This window comes from Enterobacter sp. PL1, assembly GCF_945957325.1.
Lineage (GTDB): Bacteria > Pseudomonadota > Gammaproteobacteria > Enterobacterales > Enterobacteriaceae > Enterobacter > Enterobacter roggenkampii.
In genome coordinates, this window is the sequence record NZ_CAMFKT010000006.1 from 135,345 (window position 1) to 152,778 (window position 17,434).

A 17,434-nucleotide genomic window follows, 5' to 3' on the forward strand; every position below is an offset into this window, starting at 1 on the left:
CGCACAATACGTACCACACAGTGTAACAGACAGGATTAATAATAATTTATGTGGTGAAATGAAAAGATAAGCTGCTGTTAAATATGCTTTGTAACAATTTCGACTAGAATTTATACCAGAATTAACTGGTCGAATACGTGCACTTTTTTAGAATACGCTGTTACAAAGACTATCCGAACCTTTGGGAGTACACACAATGCAAGAAAACTATAAAATTCTGGTCGTGGATGACGACATGCGCCTGCGTGCGCTGCTGGAGCGTTATCTGACCGAGCAGGGCTTCCAGGTTCGCAGCGTCGCGAACGCTGAGCAAATGGATCGTCTGTTGACCCGTGAATCTTTCCATCTGATGGTTCTCGACCTGATGCTGCCAGGCGAAGACGGGCTCTCTATCTGCCGCCGTCTGCGCAGCCAGAGCAACCCGATGCCGATCATTATGGTAACGGCGAAGGGCGAAGAAGTTGACCGTATCGTGGGCCTCGAAATCGGCGCCGACGACTACATTCCAAAACCGTTTAACCCGCGTGAACTGCTGGCGCGCATTCGCGCCGTGCTGCGCCGTCAGGCGAACGAGCTGCCGGGCGCACCGTCGCAGGAAGAAGCCGTTATTGCCTTCGGCAAGTTCAAGCTGAACCTCGGCACGCGCGAAATGTTCCGTGAAGACGAGCCAATGCCGCTCACCAGCGGCGAGTTTGCGGTGCTGAAAGCGCTGGTCAGCCACCCGCGTGAACCGCTCTCCCGCGACAAGCTGATGAACCTGGCGCGCGGTCGCGAATACTCCGCAATGGAACGCTCCATCGACGTGCAGATCTCCCGTCTGCGTCGCATGGTGGAAGAAGATCCGGCGCATCCTCGTTATATTCAGACCGTGTGGGGTCTGGGCTACGTGTTCGTCCCGGACGGCTCTAAAGCATGAGGCGAATGCGCTTCTCGCCGCGAAGCTCGTTTGCCCGCACCCTGTTACTGATCGTCACCCTGCTGTTCGTCAGCCTGGTGACGACCTACCTGGTGGTGCTGAACTTTGCGATCCTGCCGAGCCTCCAGCAGTTTAATAAGGTCCTGGCCTACGAAGTGCGTATGCTGATGACCGATAAGCTGCAGCTGGAGGACGGCACGCAGCTGGTTGTTCCCCCGGCGTTTCGTCGTGAAATCTACCGTGAACTGGGCATCTCGCTCTATTCGAATGAAGCGGCGGAAGACGCGGGTCTGCGCTGGGCGCAGCACTACGAATTTCTCAGCCAGCAGATGGCGCAGCAGCTGGGTGGCCCGACGGAAGTGCGCGTCGAGGTCAACAAAAGCTCGCCCGTTGTCTGGCTGAAAACCTGGCTGTCACCCAACATCTGGGTGCGCGTCCCGCTGACCGAAATCCATCAGGGCGATTTCTCGCCGCTGTTCCGCTATACCCTGGCAATTATGCTGCTGGCGATAGGCGGAGCCTGGCTGTTTATCCGAATACAGAACCGACCGCTGGTCGACCTGGAGCACGCTGCGCTGCAGGTCGGTAAAGGCATTATTCCTCCTCCGCTGCGCGAGTATGGTGCCTCGGAAGTCCGCTCGGTGACGCGTGCGTTTAACCATATGGCGGCAGGCGTGAAGCAGCTGGCGGATGACCGTACGCTGCTGATGGCGGGCGTGAGCCATGACCTGCGCACCCCCCTGACGCGTATTCGTCTGGCGACGGAGATGATGGGAGAAGAGGACGGTTATCTCGCCGAGTCCATCAACAAGGACATCGAAGAGTGCAACGCCATCATCGAGCAGTTCATCGACTACCTGCGCACCGGCCAGGAGATGCCGATGGAAATGGCGGACCTGAACGCGGTGCTGGGTGAAGTGGTGGCGGCAGAAAGCGGCTACGAGCGTGAAATTGATACTGACCTTCAGGCCGGTGAAATTCAGGTTCGTATGCACCCGCTCTCCATTAAGCGCGCGGTGGCGAACATGGTGGTCAACGCGGCGCGCTACGGTAACGGCTGGATCAAAGTCAGCAGCGGGTCTGAACTCAACCGCGCCTGGTTCCAGGTGGAAGACGACGGTCCGGGCATCAAGCCCGAGCAGCGTAAGCATCTGTTCCAGCCGTTTGTGCGCGGCGACAGCGCACGCAGCACCAGCGGTACGGGCTTAGGCCTGGCGATTGTGCAGCGTATTGTGGATAACCATAACGGGTTGCTGGAGATTGGTACCAGCGAGCGGGGTGGGTTGAGCATTCGCGCCTGGTTGCCGGTTCCGGTCACGCGGGGGCAGGTGAAAGAGAGTTGAAAAAAGGGTGGCACGAGCCACCCTTTTTTGCAGGTCGGGTAAGGCGAAGCCGCCACCCGACATGGACTACAGTTTTGGACCCGCGCTCACCAGCGCAGCACCCGCCGGGGTATCGGTATACTTCTCGAAGTTCTCGATAAACAGCTTCGCCAGCGATTCCGCTTTCTCGCGCCACTGTTCAGGCGAACCGTACGTATTGCGCGGGTCGAGGATATGCGTATCCACACCCGGCAGCGACGTTGGGATCGCCAGGTCAAACATTGGCAGCGTGAAGGTTTCGGCGTCGTCCAGAGAACCATCCAGAATGGCGTCGATAATGGCGCGGGTATCTTTGATGGAGATACGTTTGCCGGTACCGTTCCAGCCGGTGTTCACCAGGTATGCCTGCGCGCCGGATGCCTGCATGCGTTTCACCAGCACTTCAGCGTACTGCGTCGGGTGCAGCGACAGGAAGGCTGCGCCGAAACAGGCGGAGAAGGTTGGGGTTGGCTCCGTCACGCCGCGCTCGGTACCCGCCAGCTTGGCGGTGAAACCGGAGAGGAAGTGGTACTGCGTCTGGCTGGCCGTCAGGCGAGACACCGGCGGCAGCACGCCAAACGCATCCGCCGTCAGGAAAATCACCTTCGTGGCATGACCCGCTTTTGACACCGGCTTCACGATATTGTCGATGTGGTAGATGGGGTAAGAGACGCGGGTGTTTTCCGTTTTCGACGCATCGTCGAAGTCGATGGAGCCGTCGGCACGCACGGTGACGTTTTCCAGCAGCGCATCGCGACGGATCGCGTGGAAGATATCCGGCTCGGCCTCTTCAGACAGGCGAATGGTCTTCGCGTAGCAGCCGCCTTCAAAGTTGAATACGCCGTCGTCATCCCAGCCGTGTTCGTCATCACCAATCAGACGACGTTTTGGATCGGTAGACAGGGTGGTTTTCCCGGTGCCGGACAGGCCGAAGAAGACCGCCACGTCGCCTTTTTCACCGACGTTAGCCGAGCAGTGCATGGAGGCGATGCCCCGCAGCGGCAGCAGGTAGTTCATGACCGAGAACATCCCTTTCTTCATTTCGCCGCCGTACCAGGTACCGCCGATCAGCTGGATACGCTCGGTCAGGTTGAAGGCAACAAAGTTTTCGGAGTTCAGACCCTGCTCTTTCCACTGTGGGTTGGTGCATTTCGCGCCGTTCATCACGATGAAATCAGGGGTGAAGTCCTGCAGCTCTTCGTCGGTTGGACGAATAAACATGTTTTTCACGAAATGCGCCTGCCAGGCCACTTCGGTGATAAAACGTACGGAGAGACGGGTGTCGGCGTTAGCGCCGCAGAAAGCGTCGACAATAAACAAACGCTTGCCGGAAAGTTGATGGGTGACGAGCCCTTTCAGGTGCTGCCAGGTTTCCGGAGAGAGCGGTTTGTTGTCGTTCTTCCCTTTGCCCTTGTCAGCCCACCACAGCGTATCGCGGGTGGTTTCGTCTCGGACGATATACTTATCTTTCGGCGAACGACCGGTAAAAATACCGGTATCGACGGCGATAGCACCAAGGTTCGTCAACACACCGCGCTCGTATCCTTCCAGTGCTGGATTGAGCTCTTCCTGATACAGCGTATCGTAGTCGGGGTTGTAGACGACTTCCTGGACGTCGTGAATACCATAAGCCTTGAGATCTTGCGGGGTTAAACCAGTAACACGCATATCACTGCTCCTTAGCCAATATGTACTGCCTGAAATTGTAGGGTTTTTCTGAGGTTGTTTACCGCGACGGGGCTCATAGATTCACGCATCTGGACAAAACCCTTACTAACGGAAAACGCTGCGACTCCAGTCACAGCGCAGGCGGATTATCGCAGGAATCGCTTTTTTGTTGGGGAAAATGTTCCGAAAAGGTTAAAGGCTGGTGATTTTATCGGAAGGAATGTGAATGTAATCGCATACACGTAAGAAAAATACGTAAGAGTTACATTGGGAAAACGATTCAGCTTGGGGGGTGTTTTTTACCCCTCAACCCAGCCCTCTTCCCAAACGGAAGAGGGTGAGGGGAAAGAGGTTTAGTGAACCTGCGGATCCGCCGGGGAGGCGTTGTTGCGGATCTCAGCGATATCCATCGAATTGAACACATAGTGCGTACCGCAGTAGTCACAGTGCATATCAATTTCACCGTCTTCCGCCATGATGCTGTCGATCTCTTCATCCGGCAGGGTTTTCAGTGCGCCAGCGCAGCGCTCGCGGGAGCAGGTGCACTTAAACTCCACGGACTGCGGGTCGTAGACGGTCACTTCTTCTTCGTGGTACAGACGCCACAGCACGTCGGTCGCCGACAGGTTGAACAGCTCTTCCGCCTTGATGGTTTCGGTCAGTGTTGCCAGGTGCTCGAAATCATTGGTCTGCGCGTCCTGCGCAGGCAGAACCTGCAGCAGCATGCCGCCAGCAGCAGGCTGACCGTCCACTTCACCGGTGCGGATGAAGAGACGCGTCGGCAGCTGTTCAGAACGCATGAAGTAATCTTCCAGGCAGGCTGCCAGGGTATCGCCTTCCAGACCGACCACGCCCTGATAGCGTTCACCTTCCTCCGGGGAGATGGTGATCACCAGGTAGCCATTACCTACCAGCGTTTTGAGGTCAGCATTTTCAGGCACGTCGCCCTGAACGCGCGCCACGCCGCGCATCTGCTGCTGGTTATTGCCGTTGATCACCGCCAGCGACATTGGGCCGTCACCCTGCAGCTGCACGGTGATATCGCCGGCAAACTTCAGCGTTGCGGTCAGCAGGCTGGTGGCAACCAGCAGTTCGCCCAACAGGGTCTTCACCGGCAGCGGGTAGTTGTGGTTTTCCAGAATCTGTTTCCAGGTTTCGGATACGGTGACCAGTTCGCCGCGCACGGCGAATTGTTCAAACAGATAGCGGTGTAATTGGTCGTGTTGGGCCATTTTCATCTCTCGTGCGGGTGAGGGTTACTCGCTCTCACCGTGTTTAAATTTCATCAGATCGCGGCGCTCTTTTTTGTCCGGTCGCCGGTCCGGGTGGGGCATGGTCAGCGCATTCATTTTGCGCGCCAGCGCGGTCTTCTCGCGCTTTTCAATGCTTTCCGCCGTCTCTTCATAAAGCAGGACGGCTTCCGGGGCGGGCCGTCGTTGTTCGGTAATGGCTTTAATCACTACCGTACGTTCATCGTTGCCCTGACGCAGCGTTAAGGTGGCATTCAGCTCAACCAGCTTGCTTGGTTTGCTGCGCTGGCCGTTGTAATGCACCTTTCCGCCGTCAATCATCTCGCGGGCAAGGGCGCGCGTTTTATAAAAACGCGCCGCCCACAGCCATTTATCCAGTCTTACCCCGTCAGAGGGTTTTTCTTTCATGGCCTCTCCTTCACGGTCAGTGAGGGGATCATCTGGCGGTAGTCGTTCAGTCCCGGGTGGCGCAGATAGCTTTTTTCAGCCAGGCCAGAGTCAGGATTGGTGACGCCCAGACAATAGCGAATGCCAAACCTTGCCGCGGAATCCAGAATGGGCTCGCTGTCGTCAATGAACAGCGTACGTTCCGGCTGCAAGCCCGTCTCTTCCTTCACCGCATGCCACAACCGCTGATCCTCTTTCGGATAACCAAATGTGTGGGTGGAAAGTAATAAATCAAGGTGTGATGCCAGACCCGTATGCTCCAGCTTCACGGCCAGGTTATGGGGATGCGCATTGGTCAGCAAAATACGGCGTTTGCCGCTGGCTTTCAGCGCATCCAGGAACGGAACCGTATCCTCGCGCAGCACGGCGCGTGGACCCTGGGCGGTGGTCATGGCACAAATATCCAGACCGAGGCGCTCGCTCCAGTAGTCCAGACAGTACCAGTTTAGCGTATGTTGCACGGCGCTATATTGCGAACGAATGAATGCCTGCGCTTCTGCCGGGGAGATTCCCTGCTGCTCGCCATAGGTTTCCGGCACCAGCGTTTGCCAGAAATAGTTATCAAAGGCGAGATCGAGCAGCGTGCCGTCCATATCCAGCAGAACGGTGTCGACCTGCTGCCAGTCGATATCAAGATGCATAGGGGGGAACTCCAGCCAGAAGAATCGTGCGCGACAGGGTAGCACATCTTGTCGCGCAACGACGTTATCAGATCAGGCTCTCAGAGGAGGGGATCAGCTTAGGATTGAGGCAATTTTCATAATATTGCTGGATCTCTGCAAGCCGGGTGCGCGAGCGCTGGTAGCGTCGCAGGGCCATAAAGCCGTTCCAGAAAATGGCGATCAGCATCGCGGTCATCAGCAGAGAGGTGCCGATGTAGCGCCATAAACCTGCGCTATCCGGCATCCGGTGCAGGCCGATATGGCGAGTGCCGTTGGCGTCGGTATAAACACTCGTGACAATCCCTTCTGCGCTGAACGGCGTTTGCATTAGCATCTGCGCCAGGCGCTGGAACTGGCTCCACTGCTCCTGCGCCGGGTAGTCATAAAGCGCAACCTGCGGGTAAGGCTGATCGACCAGGTCGCTGCCTTCATCGCTTGCAATCACAAAGCCTCCCGGTGCCGGGCTGTTCAGCGCCTGAGCCGCCCGGGTGGTTTCGCGCATCATAAACGGTGATGTGGAGGTGGCGACCAGGTTATCCAGCGATTCAGCACTCACCGGACGCAGCAGCACGTTGACGCCATCCAGTCGTCCCGCTTCGGCGCGCTTTACCAGCGAGTCCCAGTCTTTACTGTTCCCCAGGTTGACCAGGGCATTTTTAAGACGTATGCACTCATCCTGCGAAGAACAGAGATCCTGCGTTTTCAGAACGATGTCACCAAAATCATCCAGCAGAACCATGCCTGATTTTTGAATAGCCGAACGCAGCGCAGGGCTGACGCGCGAATCATCGTCCGGTTTCGGGTGCAGCTGGCGGTTAACCGTCTGGGTAAGCGCCGTGGCTTTATTCACCACTTCTGATTCCGGCAGCGGCAGCGGCGGTGCGTCGTTCCAGATAATTTGCGAGCAATCGAACGGCATGAACGGCGAGTTCTGACGCGTGTTCCATGCCCCCGGCGTGTGAATATTACACATCCCGGTTCCCTTCAGGCGCAGCGTGTCCCCCACGCGCACACCGGCTTCATCCAGCTTGTTGACGCTGGTCGCTTCAATGGTTTGCGCCCCTTTGATCCACGACAGGGTGAATTTGATGGGCATATCCAGCGGTACGAAAAGCAGCAGCATGACTAAGACCAGCGCCGCGCCCCCGGCAATGACCGTGCTGCGAAGCCAGTGCTGAAGCGGGAAATTTTTCACTTCATCATGCAGGGATAAGAAGCGTCCCTGACGCACAACGTGGCGGTCAAGGTAGATATCAATATCGGTTTTCTGGCCTAAATCCTGCGCGATCCACGGTTGCCAGTGGCGCGGGTAAATCAGGTCAATAATCCCGAGCGAGATATTGTTGAGGTGTTCCTGATCGTTTTCACCGAACAGACCCCAGCGCTTTGGCGTCCCGCGCAGGCAGTGGATCTCGCGCAACGAGGTTTTGGCCGGCGGAGCAAAGAGCCCCCAAAGCCCGCCCGCCAGCAGCAGCACCGCACCGCCCGCCAGCCAGGGGACAAACACATCCGGCGTCAGCAGGCAGAAAAAAAAGAGCAGGAAGGCGGCGACGATCAGCAGGGCTTCACGAATGCCGTCCGGGCGGCTCAGGGCGTACTCTTCATGGGTTTCCTGGCGAATGTTCAGCAGTTCGATCTGCTCTGTCTCTTCGCCACGAATAGAAGCCTGCGTCGAACTGGCGCGCTCCAGCGCAAAACGCGGGGCTTCCTGAAGATATTCATTCAGCGTGTGGCCGTTAAGCGAGATAACCAGAGGCAATGAATCGGTGTGAATCAGCTCAACGCTGTTTTCGTCATTAATGTATTGCTCCCAGGACGGAGGGAGATGCACTTCGACGGAATCAAGGTAATAGCGCCACTTGTTGGGGTCATCAGTCGTGATGCCATAGCGCGTGATGGAGCGCGTCACGCAGAGCACGGTATCACTCTGCGCATTAAGCTTTAACGCCACGGGCGCAGCGGTGGCACCCGTTGGCCCAGGCGTGAGCTGAGTACGGTTCAGGATTTCGAGATAGTTTTCAACCGCATCGCGCTCGTCTTGCGTGAGTTTACGCGTGGTCGCGCCCGCAAATGCAGTTAAAAAAGGCAGGCGATAACGGCGCTGTATGCGGCGCCTGTACAACCACCCTGCAACCAATGCGCCGGCCAGCATAGCAGCGAGAACAATCAAAATGGTGCTCATGCTTTCCCCATCTTACTTATCTTCTTACAGGTGTAGTCAGTAGCACCTTTACATTGAATGAGAGTCTGTGGCTGGCTATCGGCAAGTATGGAGTCGAACTTGAGCATTCTGAAGCGCATCCCAGTGACCGGTGATGATAGCAAAGCCTGTTATGGCGCGATATCAGCAAATTCCTGGAAACATTTCAACCTCTTGACATTTGTTTTGAATTGAGGATTGATCCCTGCTACGTTGCATAAATGTAAATAAAGAACGATTGACATTGCCGAAACCGTGCGGCGTATCGCACAATAACGCCAGTTCTCACTGCTAAGACCCATCACGATGAGCAAACCACTACAAAAACCCACCATTCTGAATGTTGAAACAGTCGCCAAATCGCGCCTGTTTAATGTCGAAAGTGTGGATCTGGAGTTCAGCAACGGTGTGCGTCGCGTTTATGAACGTATGCGCCCCTCGTCGCGCGAAGCGGTGATGATTGTGCCGATTGTCGACGATCATCTGATTTTGATCCGCGAATACGCTGTGGGAACGGAATCTTACGAGCTTGGGTTCTCGAAAGGGCTGATCGACCCGGGCGAAACCGTCTTTGAAGCGGCAAACCGCGAGCTGAAAGAAGAGGTGGGGTTCGGGGCGAATGAGCTTTCATTCCTGAAAAAACTGAGCATGGCACCGTCCTATTTTTCCAGCAAAATGAATATCGTGGTGGCGGAAGATCTCTATCCTGAATCGCTGGAAGGGGATGAGCCGGAGCCGCTGCCGCAGGTTCGCTGGCCGCTGGCGCATCTGATGGACCTCCTGGAAGACCCTGACTTTAATGAGGCTCGCAACGTGAGCGCGCTGTTCCTGGTACGGGAGTGGTTGAAAGGGCAGGGGCGACTGTAGCCCATAAAAAAAGCCGGGTGGCGGCTTCGCCTGACCCGGCCTACGCTGTGTTGCCCGGTTTTTACCGGGCATTTTTACATTTAGAACAGCTCGTGCGTTTCGCCGTTATCGATAATCTCTGTACCCACCTCATGCACCGCCTGTGTGGTTGGCTGTGTGCCCTCGATGAAATACTCCTCGCGACTATTACCGCCGTTGGCGAGCTGGCCCGTGCTGCGGTCGATATTGACCGTCACCACGCCAGGCGGTGGCGTCAGCGGCTGCTCCGGCACGCCTTCAAGAACGGCCTTCATGTAGGCGTCCCAGGCTGGCTGCGCGCTCTTCGCGCCGCCTTCGTAGCCGGAAATCTGATCTTTAATCGCGCCGGAGGCCGTGGTACGCCCTAAATCGCGGCGGTGATCGTCGAAGCCGATCCAGACTGAGGTCACCACGCCCGGACCGTAACCGGAGAACCACGCGTCTTTCGAGCTGTTGGTTGTCCCCGTTTTACCGCCGATATCATGGCGCTGCAGATCGCGTCCTGCGCGCCAGCCGGTACCCTGCCAGCCTGGCTCACCGAAGATGTTGGTGTTCAGCGCGCTTTTGATCAGGAAAGACAGCGGCGTGTTGATCACATGCGGGGCGTATTCCTGCGCGCCGGTCTGCGCCACCAGCGCCTGGTTCGCCTGCTCGAGCTGCGGCTGCGGCACCACGCCGCTCTGCTGCTCCTGCGACACGGCAGGGTCTTCCATGTCCTTGTTTTCAAGTACTTCAGATTTCGGCGTATTGCCATAAATGACCGGAATATCGCAGTCAGGGCAGGCAATTTTCGGCTTCGCCTCGAACAGCACGCCGCCCTGATCGTTCTCGATCTTGCTGATGAAGTACGGGTCAATCAGGAAGCCGCCGTTGGCCATCACCGAGTATCCACGCGCGACCTGAAGCGGCGTAAAGGAGGCTGAGCCTAACGCCAGCGACTCGGTGCGAACGATGTTCTGCGCCGGGAAACCGAAGCGCTGCAGATACTCTGCGGCATAGTCGACGCCCATGGCGCGCATGGCACGCACCATCACCACGTTTTTCGACTGTCCCAGACCCTGACGAAGACGAATCGGGCCGGCATATTCCGCAGGGGAGTTTTTCGGCTGCCAGTCGGAACCCGCCCCCGCATCCCAGCGGGAGATTGGCACGTCGTTGAGGATGCTGGCGAGGGTCAGGCCCTTATCCATCGCGGCCGTGTAGAGGAATGGTTTGATATTGGAACCGACCTGACGCAGCGCCTGGGTGGCGCGGTTAAATTTGCTCTGGTTGAAATCGAACCCGCCGACCAGAGCCAATACAGCACCGTTCTGCGGATTGATAGAAACCAGGGCCGAGTTGACGTCCGGTACCTGCGCCAGCCACCAGGATTCGCCAACCTTGCGCACCCAGATTTGCTGCCCGGTCTGTACCGCATCGGTCACTTTACGCGGCGTGGCGCCCTGCAGGGTATCCGAGCGGTACGGACGCGCCCAACGGATACCGTCCATGCGCAGGGAGACGGACGTACCGTCCGCCAGCGTCGCAACGGCTTCCTGAGGATCGGCCTGCGTCACCACGGCAGGAAGGAGCGGACCGTAGGTAGGCAGTGCTCTCAGCGTACTGATGATTTTTTTGCTGTCCCACGCGCTTTCGCCCACCTTCCAGAGCACGTTTGACGGGCCGCGATAGCCGTGACGCATATCGTAGTCCATCACGTTGTTGCGTACCGCGTCCTGCGCCGCCTGCTGCACTTTACGGGTGACGGTGGTGTACACGCGATAGCCATCTTCATAGGCCTTGTCGCCATAACGGTTCACCATCTCCTGGCGAACCATTTCGGTCAGGTAAGGCGCAGAGAAGGCGATCTCCGGGGCGTGGTAGTTAGCGTCAATGACGTCGTTGCGCGCCTGGTCGTACTCGCTCTGGCTGATATAGCCTTCGCTCAGCATACGTGACAGGACGACGTTACGACGTGCGGTGGCGCGATCGAGCGAGTAGAGCGGGTTAAATGTGGACGGCGCTTTTGGCAGACCGGCGATGGTGGCCATTTCGCTTAAGGTGAGTTGCTCCACAGGCTTACCGAAGTACACCTGCGCGGCCGCCCCCACGCCATAGGCACGGTAGCCCAGGTAGATTTTATTGAGGTACAGCTCAAGGATCTCGTCTTTGCTCAGCAGCTGTTCAATACGGATCGCCAGGAACACCTCTTTGATCTTACGGGTCAGCGTCTTTTCAGGGCTGAGGAAGAAGTTACGCGCCAGCTGCTGCGTAATGGTACTCGCCCCCTGAGAGGCGTGACCAGAGAACAACGCAATGCTCGCGGCACGGAAAATCCCCACCGGATCGACACCGTGGTGCTCGTAAAAACGGCTGTCCTCCGTGGCGATAAAGGCTTTCACCATCACGGGTGGAATTTGGTTTAAGGTCAGCGGGATACGACGCTTCTCGCCATACTGCGCCATGAGCTCGCCATCGGCGCTATAGACCTGCATCGGGATCTGGAGACGCACATCGCGAAGCGTGGCGACATCAGGTAGCTGTGGCTCAATATATTTGTACAAACCGTAAATCGAGCCTGCTCCCAGCAGAATGCAACAGACTGCAAGGATGAATAAATACTTTACGAACTTCACCGGAGATTTCCCATTTGGTTTCACTTGGGCAGTTTCTAAACAATCGCGCGGTAGTATAAAGGCAAGCCTGATTCATTGATATAGCCGTCAGGGCGACGGGCGATAAGGAGATCGTGAAGCATGGCCTTCAAAACATGGCAAACGGGCGTTCATATTCAACAGGATAGGGTGCTGATCGTGGCGCTGGACCGGGAGAAGTCCGGCTGGCGTCTGCGACGCTGGTGGGCAATCCCGCTGGCCGAAGGCATCATTCGTGACGGCAAAATTTGTCAGCCAGAACAGCTGGTTGATGCGTTGCGCGACTGGCGAAAAACGCTGCCGCACGCCCATCGGGTGTTCCTCTCTTTCCCGGCAGCACGCACTCTGCAGCGGTCGCTTCCCCGTCCGACCGTTGCGCTGCGCGACAGCGAGCAGCTCTCATGGCTGGGTAGCGCGCTCGCCCGCGAACTGGAGATGTCTGCCGATACCCTCTGTTTCGACTACGCCCAGGATACCTTCAGCAATACCTTTCACGTGACGGCCGCACAAAACAACGAGGTCGATACCCTTCTGGCGCTGGCGAAAACGCTGCGTTTGCGGCTGGTGACCATTACCCCGGATGCCAGCGCGCTGACGAATCTTCTTCCCGCAGTGGCGCCAGCGAAGTGCGTCGCCTGGCGGGACGATCGGCAGTGGCTCTGGGCGATGCGCCACCAGTGGGGACGCCGCTTAACTACCGACGCAGAAAACGTGGCTGAGCTGGCGGCGCTGCTGGCGCTTGGTCCGGATGACATCGCGCTGTTTGATTGCCGACATGATCCGTGGGAAATCCTGGAACGCTGCCATGCTCCGCTGCCGGAATGCGGGGCTGATTATACCGTCGCGCTGGCGTTGGCCATGAGCGAGGTGCCCGGATGAGCATCCTGAATTTTCTGCCCTGGCGACAGCAGCGGCGCGCGCGATGCCTGCGCTTCTGGGGCGCAATGTGTATCGGCACAGTACTGTTGATGTTCGTAGTCATTGTTTGTCTGCGGATGAACCAGTTCGTGAAACTGCGCGCGCTGCAAACGGATCTGACGGGAATGCAGTCCGTGCAGCACGCGCTTGTCGCCCGGCAAAAACTGGCCGCACAGGCGCAGCTACCCGTGCAAACCAGGCAACGACGCGCATGGCAACCGGTGCTGGCCTCCCTTTCCCGCGCCATTCCTTCACAGGTCTGGCTGACAGAGCTGCGCTATCAGCCGCCTGCGCTGATTTTGACCGGTTACGCCATCACCCTGCCGGCCCTCTCTGCCCTGCGCGATGGGCTGGGACAACTCGCGGGCTTTACGCCCGGGACGCCGGGCGAGCTTCGTCAGGATAGCCGGGGGCACTGGATGTTTACGCTTCATCTCAAAAGTGAGGGGTAACGCGTGAATACCTTGTTAGAACGCTGGTGCGAAAGCCGTCCCTGGCATCGGGTACTCTGCTGGTGCCTGGGGAGTCTCCTGGCAGGGCTGGTCGCGTGGGGCGCGTTGCTCAGACCGGTAGACAGGCAGTGTGCTGAACAACAACGCCAGCTGATTGAGAATGTAAGCACTAATGCATCGTTATGGCCTGTTGTCAGAAAGGGGCCGTTTCTTCCGGACGCTGCAAAGGCACGGGAGCTGGCGCCATTCTCCCCGCTCGATTTTCAGAACGATGAGACGACGCTGGTTCACTGGAAGCCGCTGCAGAATGGAGGGGAACTGACGCTGGATACGGAGTGGCAGGCCATTCCGGAACTTTTTTCCCGTCTGGCACAGCAGGATGTGCAGATCGCCGCTTTCGCGATTGCGCCACAAGGTACGGCGTTACGCCTGCAGCTGGAGCTGGAACATGCGAAATAGCGCGCGATGTTTGCTGGTTTGCTCAGTGCTGCTATTGACCGGTATGCGCGATCCGTTTCGTCCCCCGGACGATCCTTGCGCCATTGGCGAGCTGGCGCAGTGGCGCTTTCGCGGCCTGGTGGAAGGGCAGGAGACTATCGGCATTTTACAGGATGGGGAAAAGCGCTGGCACCGGCTGAAAATGCATGAGCGCTTCCCGGCTGGCTGGAGGATAACCGCCGTCAATGCAGCGGAGCTGGCGGTTGATGTGGGTGACACCTGTGACCCGGGAAAATGGACGTGGCAACGAGAAGGAACGGACAAAAATGAATTTACGGATAATGCTGTGGCTGCTGGCGTTCAGCCAACCGCTGTGGGCCGCCGCGCCAAAACCGGTCACGCTGGTGGTGGATGACGTTCCTGTGGTTCAGGTGTTACAGGCCCTGGTCGCACAGGAGAACCGTAATCTGGTGGTATCGCCTGATGTCAGCGGCACGCTTTCGCTAAACCTGACGCGCGTCCCCTGGCGGCAGGCGTTACGGACGGTTGTCACCAGTGCCGGACTCGTCTTGCGCGAGGAGGGCGGTATTTTTTATGTGCATACCGCGGCCTGGCAGCGTGAGCAGCGGGAGCGTTCAGAACAGGAACAGGCGCGTCGACAGCTTGATGCCCCGCTGGTCACTCAGGGCATTCCCTTTTCTTATGCGGACGCCGGGGAGCTGCAAAAAGCCGCGGAAAAACTCCTGAGCCCAAAGGGGAGCTTATCCGTCGACACGCGTACTAACCGCCTGCTGATTCGGGATAACCAGGCTGCGGTGGATACGCTGCGGCGCTGGGCCGCCGAGATGGATATTCCCATCGAGCAGGTCGAACTGGCGGCGCATATTGTGACCATTAACGAAAAAAGCCTGCGTGAGCTTGGGGTGAAGTGGAATCTCGCCGACGCGACCGACGCGGGCAAGGTTGGACAGCTGACGACGCTGGGCAGCGATCTTTCCGTCGCCAGCGCCACCAGCCACGTGGGTTTTAATATCGGGAGGATCAATGGTCGGCTGCTGGATCTGGAGCTCTCAGCGCTGGAGCAAAAACAGCAGGTCGATATCATCGCCAGCCCGCGGCTGCTGGCCTCGCACGGGCAACCGGCCAGTATCAAGCAGGGCAGCGAAATTCCGTATCAGGTCTCAAGCGGGGAAAGCGGCGCCACCTCCGTTGAGTTTAAAGAGGCGGTACTCGGAATGGAGGTCACACCGGTGGTCTTACCGGGGGGACGCGTGCGCCTGAAACTACACATCAGCGAAAATATGCCGGGACAGGTTCTGCAGCAGGCCGATGGCGAAACGCTGGCTATCGACAAGCAGGAGATAGAAACCCAGGTGGAGGTAAAAAGTGGAGAAACGCTGGCGTTGGGCGGAATTTTTTCCCAGAAGAACAAAACCGGCAGTGACAGCGTACCCGGTCTGGGAAGCATCCCGTGGATTGGGGCGCTTTTTCGCCATGACGGGAAAGACAACGAGCGGCGTGAGTTAGTGGTGTTTATTACACCACGTCTGGTCGCTATTCGCTGACGGGTAACGATCCCCGCAATGATTTTGCATTCAGTTTGTTGCAGATGTTTGACGTGGGGCATGAATTAGCATACAAGGAGTACCGATTTGAGTTGGACTTACGTCTTATTACCTTATGCGCCCGGCGCGGTGATTTAATCAGTTGCCAAACAAGCCGGAGTACTGAGATAATTTTTAGTCTGACTCTCGCTCTATTGCATATGAGGTTTCAGTTCATGTCCTGCTACGCCGGGTGTCTGCGAAGCGGGGATTACCATTAACGAATAGTCTTAGTAGTACCGATAAAATGGCAGAGAAACGCAATATCTTTCTGGTTGGGCCTATGGGTGCCGGCAAAAGCACTATTGGGCGTCAGTTAGCTCAACAACTCAATATGGAATTTTACGATTCTGATCAAGAGATTGAGAAACGAACCGGAGCTGATGTGGGCTGGGTTTTCGACGTAGAAGGCGAAGAAGGTTTCCGTGACCGAGAAGAAAAAGTGATCAACGAACTCACGGAAAAACAGGGCATCGTTCTGGCAACAGGCGGCGGCTCTGTGAAATCTCGCGAAACCCGCAACCGTCTCTCCGCCCGTGGCGTAGTGGTCTATCTTGAGACGACCATTGAGAAACAGCTGGCACGTACGCAGCGCGATAAAAAGCGCCCGCTGCTGCAGGTTGAAACGCCACCACGCGAAGTTCTGGAAGCGTTGGCCGATGAACGCAATCCGCTGTATGAAGAGATTGCCGATGTGACCATTCGTACTGACGACCAGAGCGCTAAAGTGGTTGCAAACCAGATTATTCATATGCTGGAAAGCAACTGATTCTGGCTTTATATACACTCGCCTGCGGGTAAAAGCATTAAAGGTGGATGTCGCGTCATGGAGAGGATTACAGTTACTCTCGGGGAACGTAGTTACCCTATCACCATCGCGGCTGGTTTGTTTAACGACCCAGCTTCCTTTTTACCACTGAAAGCGGGTGATCAGGCGATGCTGGTCACCAACGAGACGCTGGCTCCGCTTTATCTCGACCGCGTACGCCACCTGCTTGAGCAGGCGGGCGTAAAAGTCGACAGTGTGATTCTCCCCGATGGCGAGCAGTATAAAAGCCTGACGGTACTGGATACCGTCTTTACCGCATTGCTGCAAAAACCGCATGGTCGCGATACAACACTGCTTGCCCTGGGCGGCGGTGTTGTGGGCGATCTGACCGGCTTTGCGGCCGCAAGCTATCAGCGTGGTGTCCGCTTTATTCAAATCCCAACCACGCTGCTGTCTCAGGTCGACTCCTCTGTCGGTGGCAAAACGGCAGTGAACCATCCGCTCGGCAAAAACATGATTGGCGCGTTCTATCAGCCCGCATCGGTGGTGGTGGATCTCGACTGTCTGAAAACCCTGCCGAAGCGCGAACTGGCTTCGGGTCTGGCGGAAGTGATCAAATACGGCATTATTCTGGATGGCGAGTTCTTTAACTGGCTTGAAGAGAATATGGATGCGCTGCTGGGCCTCGATGAGGCAAAACTGGCATACTGCATTCGTCGTTGCTGTGAGCTGAAAGCAGAAGTTGTTGCCGCAGACGAGCGTGAAACGGGCTTACGTGCTTTACTGAATCTTGGGCATACGTTTGGTCACGCGATTGAAGCCGAAATGGGTTACGGCAACTGGCTGCACGGTGAAGCCGTCGCGGCCGGCATGGTGATGGCTGCCCGCACCTCTGAACGCCTTGGGCAGTTCAAACCGGAAGAGACGGCACGTATCATTGCGCTGCTTGAGCGTGCAGGTTTGCCGGTGAACGGGCCGCAGGAGATGTCGGCGCAAGCGTATTTACCCCACATGATGCGCGATAAAAAAGTATTGGCAGGTGAGATGCGTCTTGTACTCCCGCTTGCAATAGGGAAGAGTGAAGTGCGCGGCGGAGTGCCGCACGATGTCGTTCTTGGCGCTATCGCTGACTGTCAGCAGGCGTAACAACTAGAAAGGTCAGGCCACTGTCGCAGGTGGTCGTTTAGCTTCAGGTGAAATGCAAAGTCGTTGGCATAAGCCTTTGAGTGGG

At 57.0% G+C, this 17,434-nt stretch carries 16 protein-coding genes; 10 read left to right on the forward strand and 6 right to left on the reverse strand.

The features are described 5' to 3' along the window. Positions 1-196: 196 nt before the first annotated feature. Both ompR and envZ read left to right on the forward strand, forming a co-directional pair. On the forward strand, positions 197-916 hold the full coding sequence (gene ompR / locus N6P30_RS07805; RefSeq protein ID WP_001157751.1) for a two-component system response regulator OmpR: 720 nt from the start codon (positions 197-199) through the stop codon (positions 914-916). Beyond that, positions 913-2,259: a two-component system sensor histidine kinase EnvZ gene (gene envZ / locus N6P30_RS07810; protein ID WP_008503047.1), complete on the forward strand. Its 1,347-nt coding sequence runs from the start codon at positions 913-915 to the stop codon at positions 2,257-2,259. Before ompR ends, envZ begins: the two co-directional genes overlap by 4 nt. A 66-nt stretch (positions 2,260-2,325) precedes the next feature. On the opposite strand, the gene pckA is transcribed toward envZ, so the two are convergent. The 5 genes from pckA to N6P30_RS07835 all read right to left on the reverse strand — a co-directional run bounded on the left by pckA (position 2,326) and on the right by N6P30_RS07835 (position 8,486). Continuing rightward, positions 2,326-3,945: a phosphoenolpyruvate carboxykinase (ATP) gene (gene pckA / locus N6P30_RS07815; RefSeq protein WP_021242192.1), complete on the reverse strand. Its 1,620-nt coding sequence runs from the start codon at positions 3,943-3,945 to the stop codon at positions 2,326-2,328. 353 nt (positions 3,946-4,298) lie between these two features. Further along, positions 4,299-5,183, reverse strand: a complete 885-nt coding sequence (gene hslO, locus N6P30_RS07820; RefSeq protein ID WP_161958630.1) for an Hsp33 family molecular chaperone HslO — start codon at positions 5,181-5,183, stop codon at positions 4,299-4,301. An 18-nt stretch (positions 5,184-5,201) separates the two neighbouring features. After that, positions 5,202-5,603 carry a ribosome-associated heat shock protein Hsp15 gene (gene hslR / locus N6P30_RS07825; protein ID WP_008503044.1) on the reverse strand — a complete coding sequence of 134 codons (402 nt, stop codon included), beginning with the start codon at positions 5,601-5,603 and terminating at the stop codon, positions 5,202-5,204. Next, on the reverse strand, positions 5,600-6,283 hold the full coding sequence (yrfG, locus tag N6P30_RS07830) for a GMP/IMP nucleotidase (protein ID WP_008503043.1): 684 nt from the start codon (positions 6,281-6,283) through the stop codon (positions 5,600-5,602). Before yrfG ends, hslR begins: the two co-directional genes overlap by 4 nt. A 67-nt stretch (positions 6,284-6,350) precedes the next feature. Then, positions 6,351-8,486, reverse strand: a complete 2,136-nt coding sequence (locus tag N6P30_RS07835) for an intracellular growth attenuator family protein (protein WP_008503042.1) — start codon at positions 8,484-8,486, stop codon at positions 6,351-6,353. 324 nt (positions 8,487-8,810) lie between these two features. On the opposite strand from N6P30_RS07835, the gene nudE reads away from it, so the two are divergent. Then, positions 8,811-9,371 carry an ADP compounds hydrolase NudE gene (gene nudE, locus N6P30_RS07840; RefSeq protein WP_008503041.1) on the forward strand — a complete coding sequence of 187 codons (561 nt, stop codon included), beginning with the start codon at positions 8,811-8,813 and terminating at the stop codon, positions 9,369-9,371. 80 nt (positions 9,372-9,451) lie between these two features. Here nudE and mrcA read toward each other — a convergent pair whose 3' ends face one another. Next, positions 9,452-12,004, reverse strand: a complete 2,553-nt coding sequence (gene mrcA / locus N6P30_RS07845; protein WP_023294724.1) for a peptidoglycan glycosyltransferase/peptidoglycan DD-transpeptidase MrcA — start codon at positions 12,002-12,004, stop codon at positions 9,452-9,454. 120 nt (positions 12,005-12,124) lie between these two features. On the opposite strand from mrcA, the gene pilM reads away from it, so the two are divergent. The 7 genes from pilM (at position 12,125) to aroB (ending at position 17,349) form a co-directional block, all read left to right on the forward strand. After that, positions 12,125-12,901: a pilus assembly protein PilM gene (pilM, locus tag N6P30_RS07850; protein ID WP_023294723.1), complete on the forward strand. Its 777-nt coding sequence runs from the start codon at positions 12,125-12,127 to the stop codon at positions 12,899-12,901. Next, complete coding sequence (locus tag N6P30_RS07855; protein WP_023294722.1) at positions 12,898-13,392, forward strand: PilN domain-containing protein; 495 nt, start codon at positions 12,898-12,900, stop codon at positions 13,390-13,392. The genes pilM and N6P30_RS07855 overlap by 4 nt, the downstream gene beginning before the upstream one ends. 3 nt (positions 13,393-13,395) lie before the next feature. Then, positions 13,396-13,851: a hypothetical protein gene (locus N6P30_RS07860; RefSeq protein ID WP_023294721.1), complete on the forward strand. Its 456-nt coding sequence runs from the start codon at positions 13,396-13,398 to the stop codon at positions 13,849-13,851. Then, a complete protein-coding gene (locus N6P30_RS07865; RefSeq protein ID WP_032664745.1) occupies positions 13,841-14,245 on the forward strand; it encodes a HofP DNA utilization family protein in 405 nt (134 codons plus the stop codon). The genes N6P30_RS07860 and N6P30_RS07865 overlap by 11 nt, the downstream gene beginning before the upstream one ends. Continuing rightward, complete coding sequence (hofQ, locus tag N6P30_RS07870; protein WP_225828736.1) at positions 14,172-15,395, forward strand: DNA uptake porin HofQ; 1,224 nt, start codon at positions 14,172-14,174, stop codon at positions 15,393-15,395. Before N6P30_RS07865 ends, hofQ begins: the two co-directional genes overlap by 74 nt. Positions 15,396-15,681: 286 nt before the next feature. Next, entirely contained in the window at positions 15,682-16,203 is a 522-nt protein-coding gene (aroK, locus tag N6P30_RS07875) for a shikimate kinase AroK (protein WP_003861630.1), read from the forward strand. 57 nt (positions 16,204-16,260) lie between these two features. Further along, positions 16,261-17,349 carry a 3-dehydroquinate synthase gene (gene aroB / locus N6P30_RS07880; protein ID WP_021242200.1) on the forward strand — a complete coding sequence of 363 codons (1,089 nt, stop codon included), beginning with the start codon at positions 16,261-16,263 and terminating at the stop codon, positions 17,347-17,349. The last annotated feature ends 85 nt before the right edge of the window (positions 17,350-17,434 follow it).

Coding starts and splice junctions, on each gene's coding strand:
- ompR (WP_001157751.1), top strand. CDS start 197: ATGCAAGAAAACTATAAAATTCTGGTCGTGGATGACGACATGCGCCTG.
- envZ (WP_008503047.1), top strand. CDS start 913: ATGAGGCGAATGCGCTTCTCGCCGCGAAGCTCGTTTGCCCGCACCCTG.
- pckA (WP_021242192.1), bottom strand. CDS start 3,945: ATGCGTGTTACTGGTTTAACCCCGCAAGATCTCAAGGCTTATGGTATT.
- hslO (WP_161958630.1), bottom strand. CDS start 5,183: ATGAAAATGGCCCAACACGACCAATTACACCGCTATCTGTTTGAACAA.
- hslR (WP_008503044.1), bottom strand. CDS start 5,603: ATGAAAGAAAAACCCTCTGACGGGGTAAGACTGGATAAATGGCTGTGG.
- yrfG (WP_008503043.1), bottom strand. CDS start 6,283: ATGCATCTTGATATCGACTGGCAGCAGGTCGACACCGTTCTGCTGGAT.
- N6P30_RS07835 (WP_008503042.1), bottom strand. CDS start 8,486: ATGAGCACCATTTTGATTGTTCTCGCTGCTATGCTGGCCGGCGCATTG.
- nudE (WP_008503041.1), top strand. CDS start 8,811: ATGAGCAAACCACTACAAAAACCCACCATTCTGAATGTTGAAACAGTC.
- pilM (WP_023294723.1), top strand. CDS start 12,125: ATGGCCTTCAAAACATGGCAAACGGGCGTTCATATTCAACAGGATAGG.
- N6P30_RS07855 (WP_023294722.1), top strand. CDS start 12,898: ATGAGCATCCTGAATTTTCTGCCCTGGCGACAGCAGCGGCGCGCGCGA.
- N6P30_RS07865 (WP_032664745.1), top strand. CDS start 13,841: ATGCGAAATAGCGCGCGATGTTTGCTGGTTTGCTCAGTGCTGCTATTG.
- hofQ (WP_225828736.1), top strand. CDS start 14,172: ATGCTGTGGCTGCTGGCGTTCAGCCAACCGCTGTGGGCCGCCGCGCCA.
- aroK (WP_003861630.1), top strand. CDS start 15,682: ATGGCAGAGAAACGCAATATCTTTCTGGTTGGGCCTATGGGTGCCGGC.
- aroB (WP_021242200.1), top strand. CDS start 16,261: ATGGAGAGGATTACAGTTACTCTCGGGGAACGTAGTTACCCTATCACC.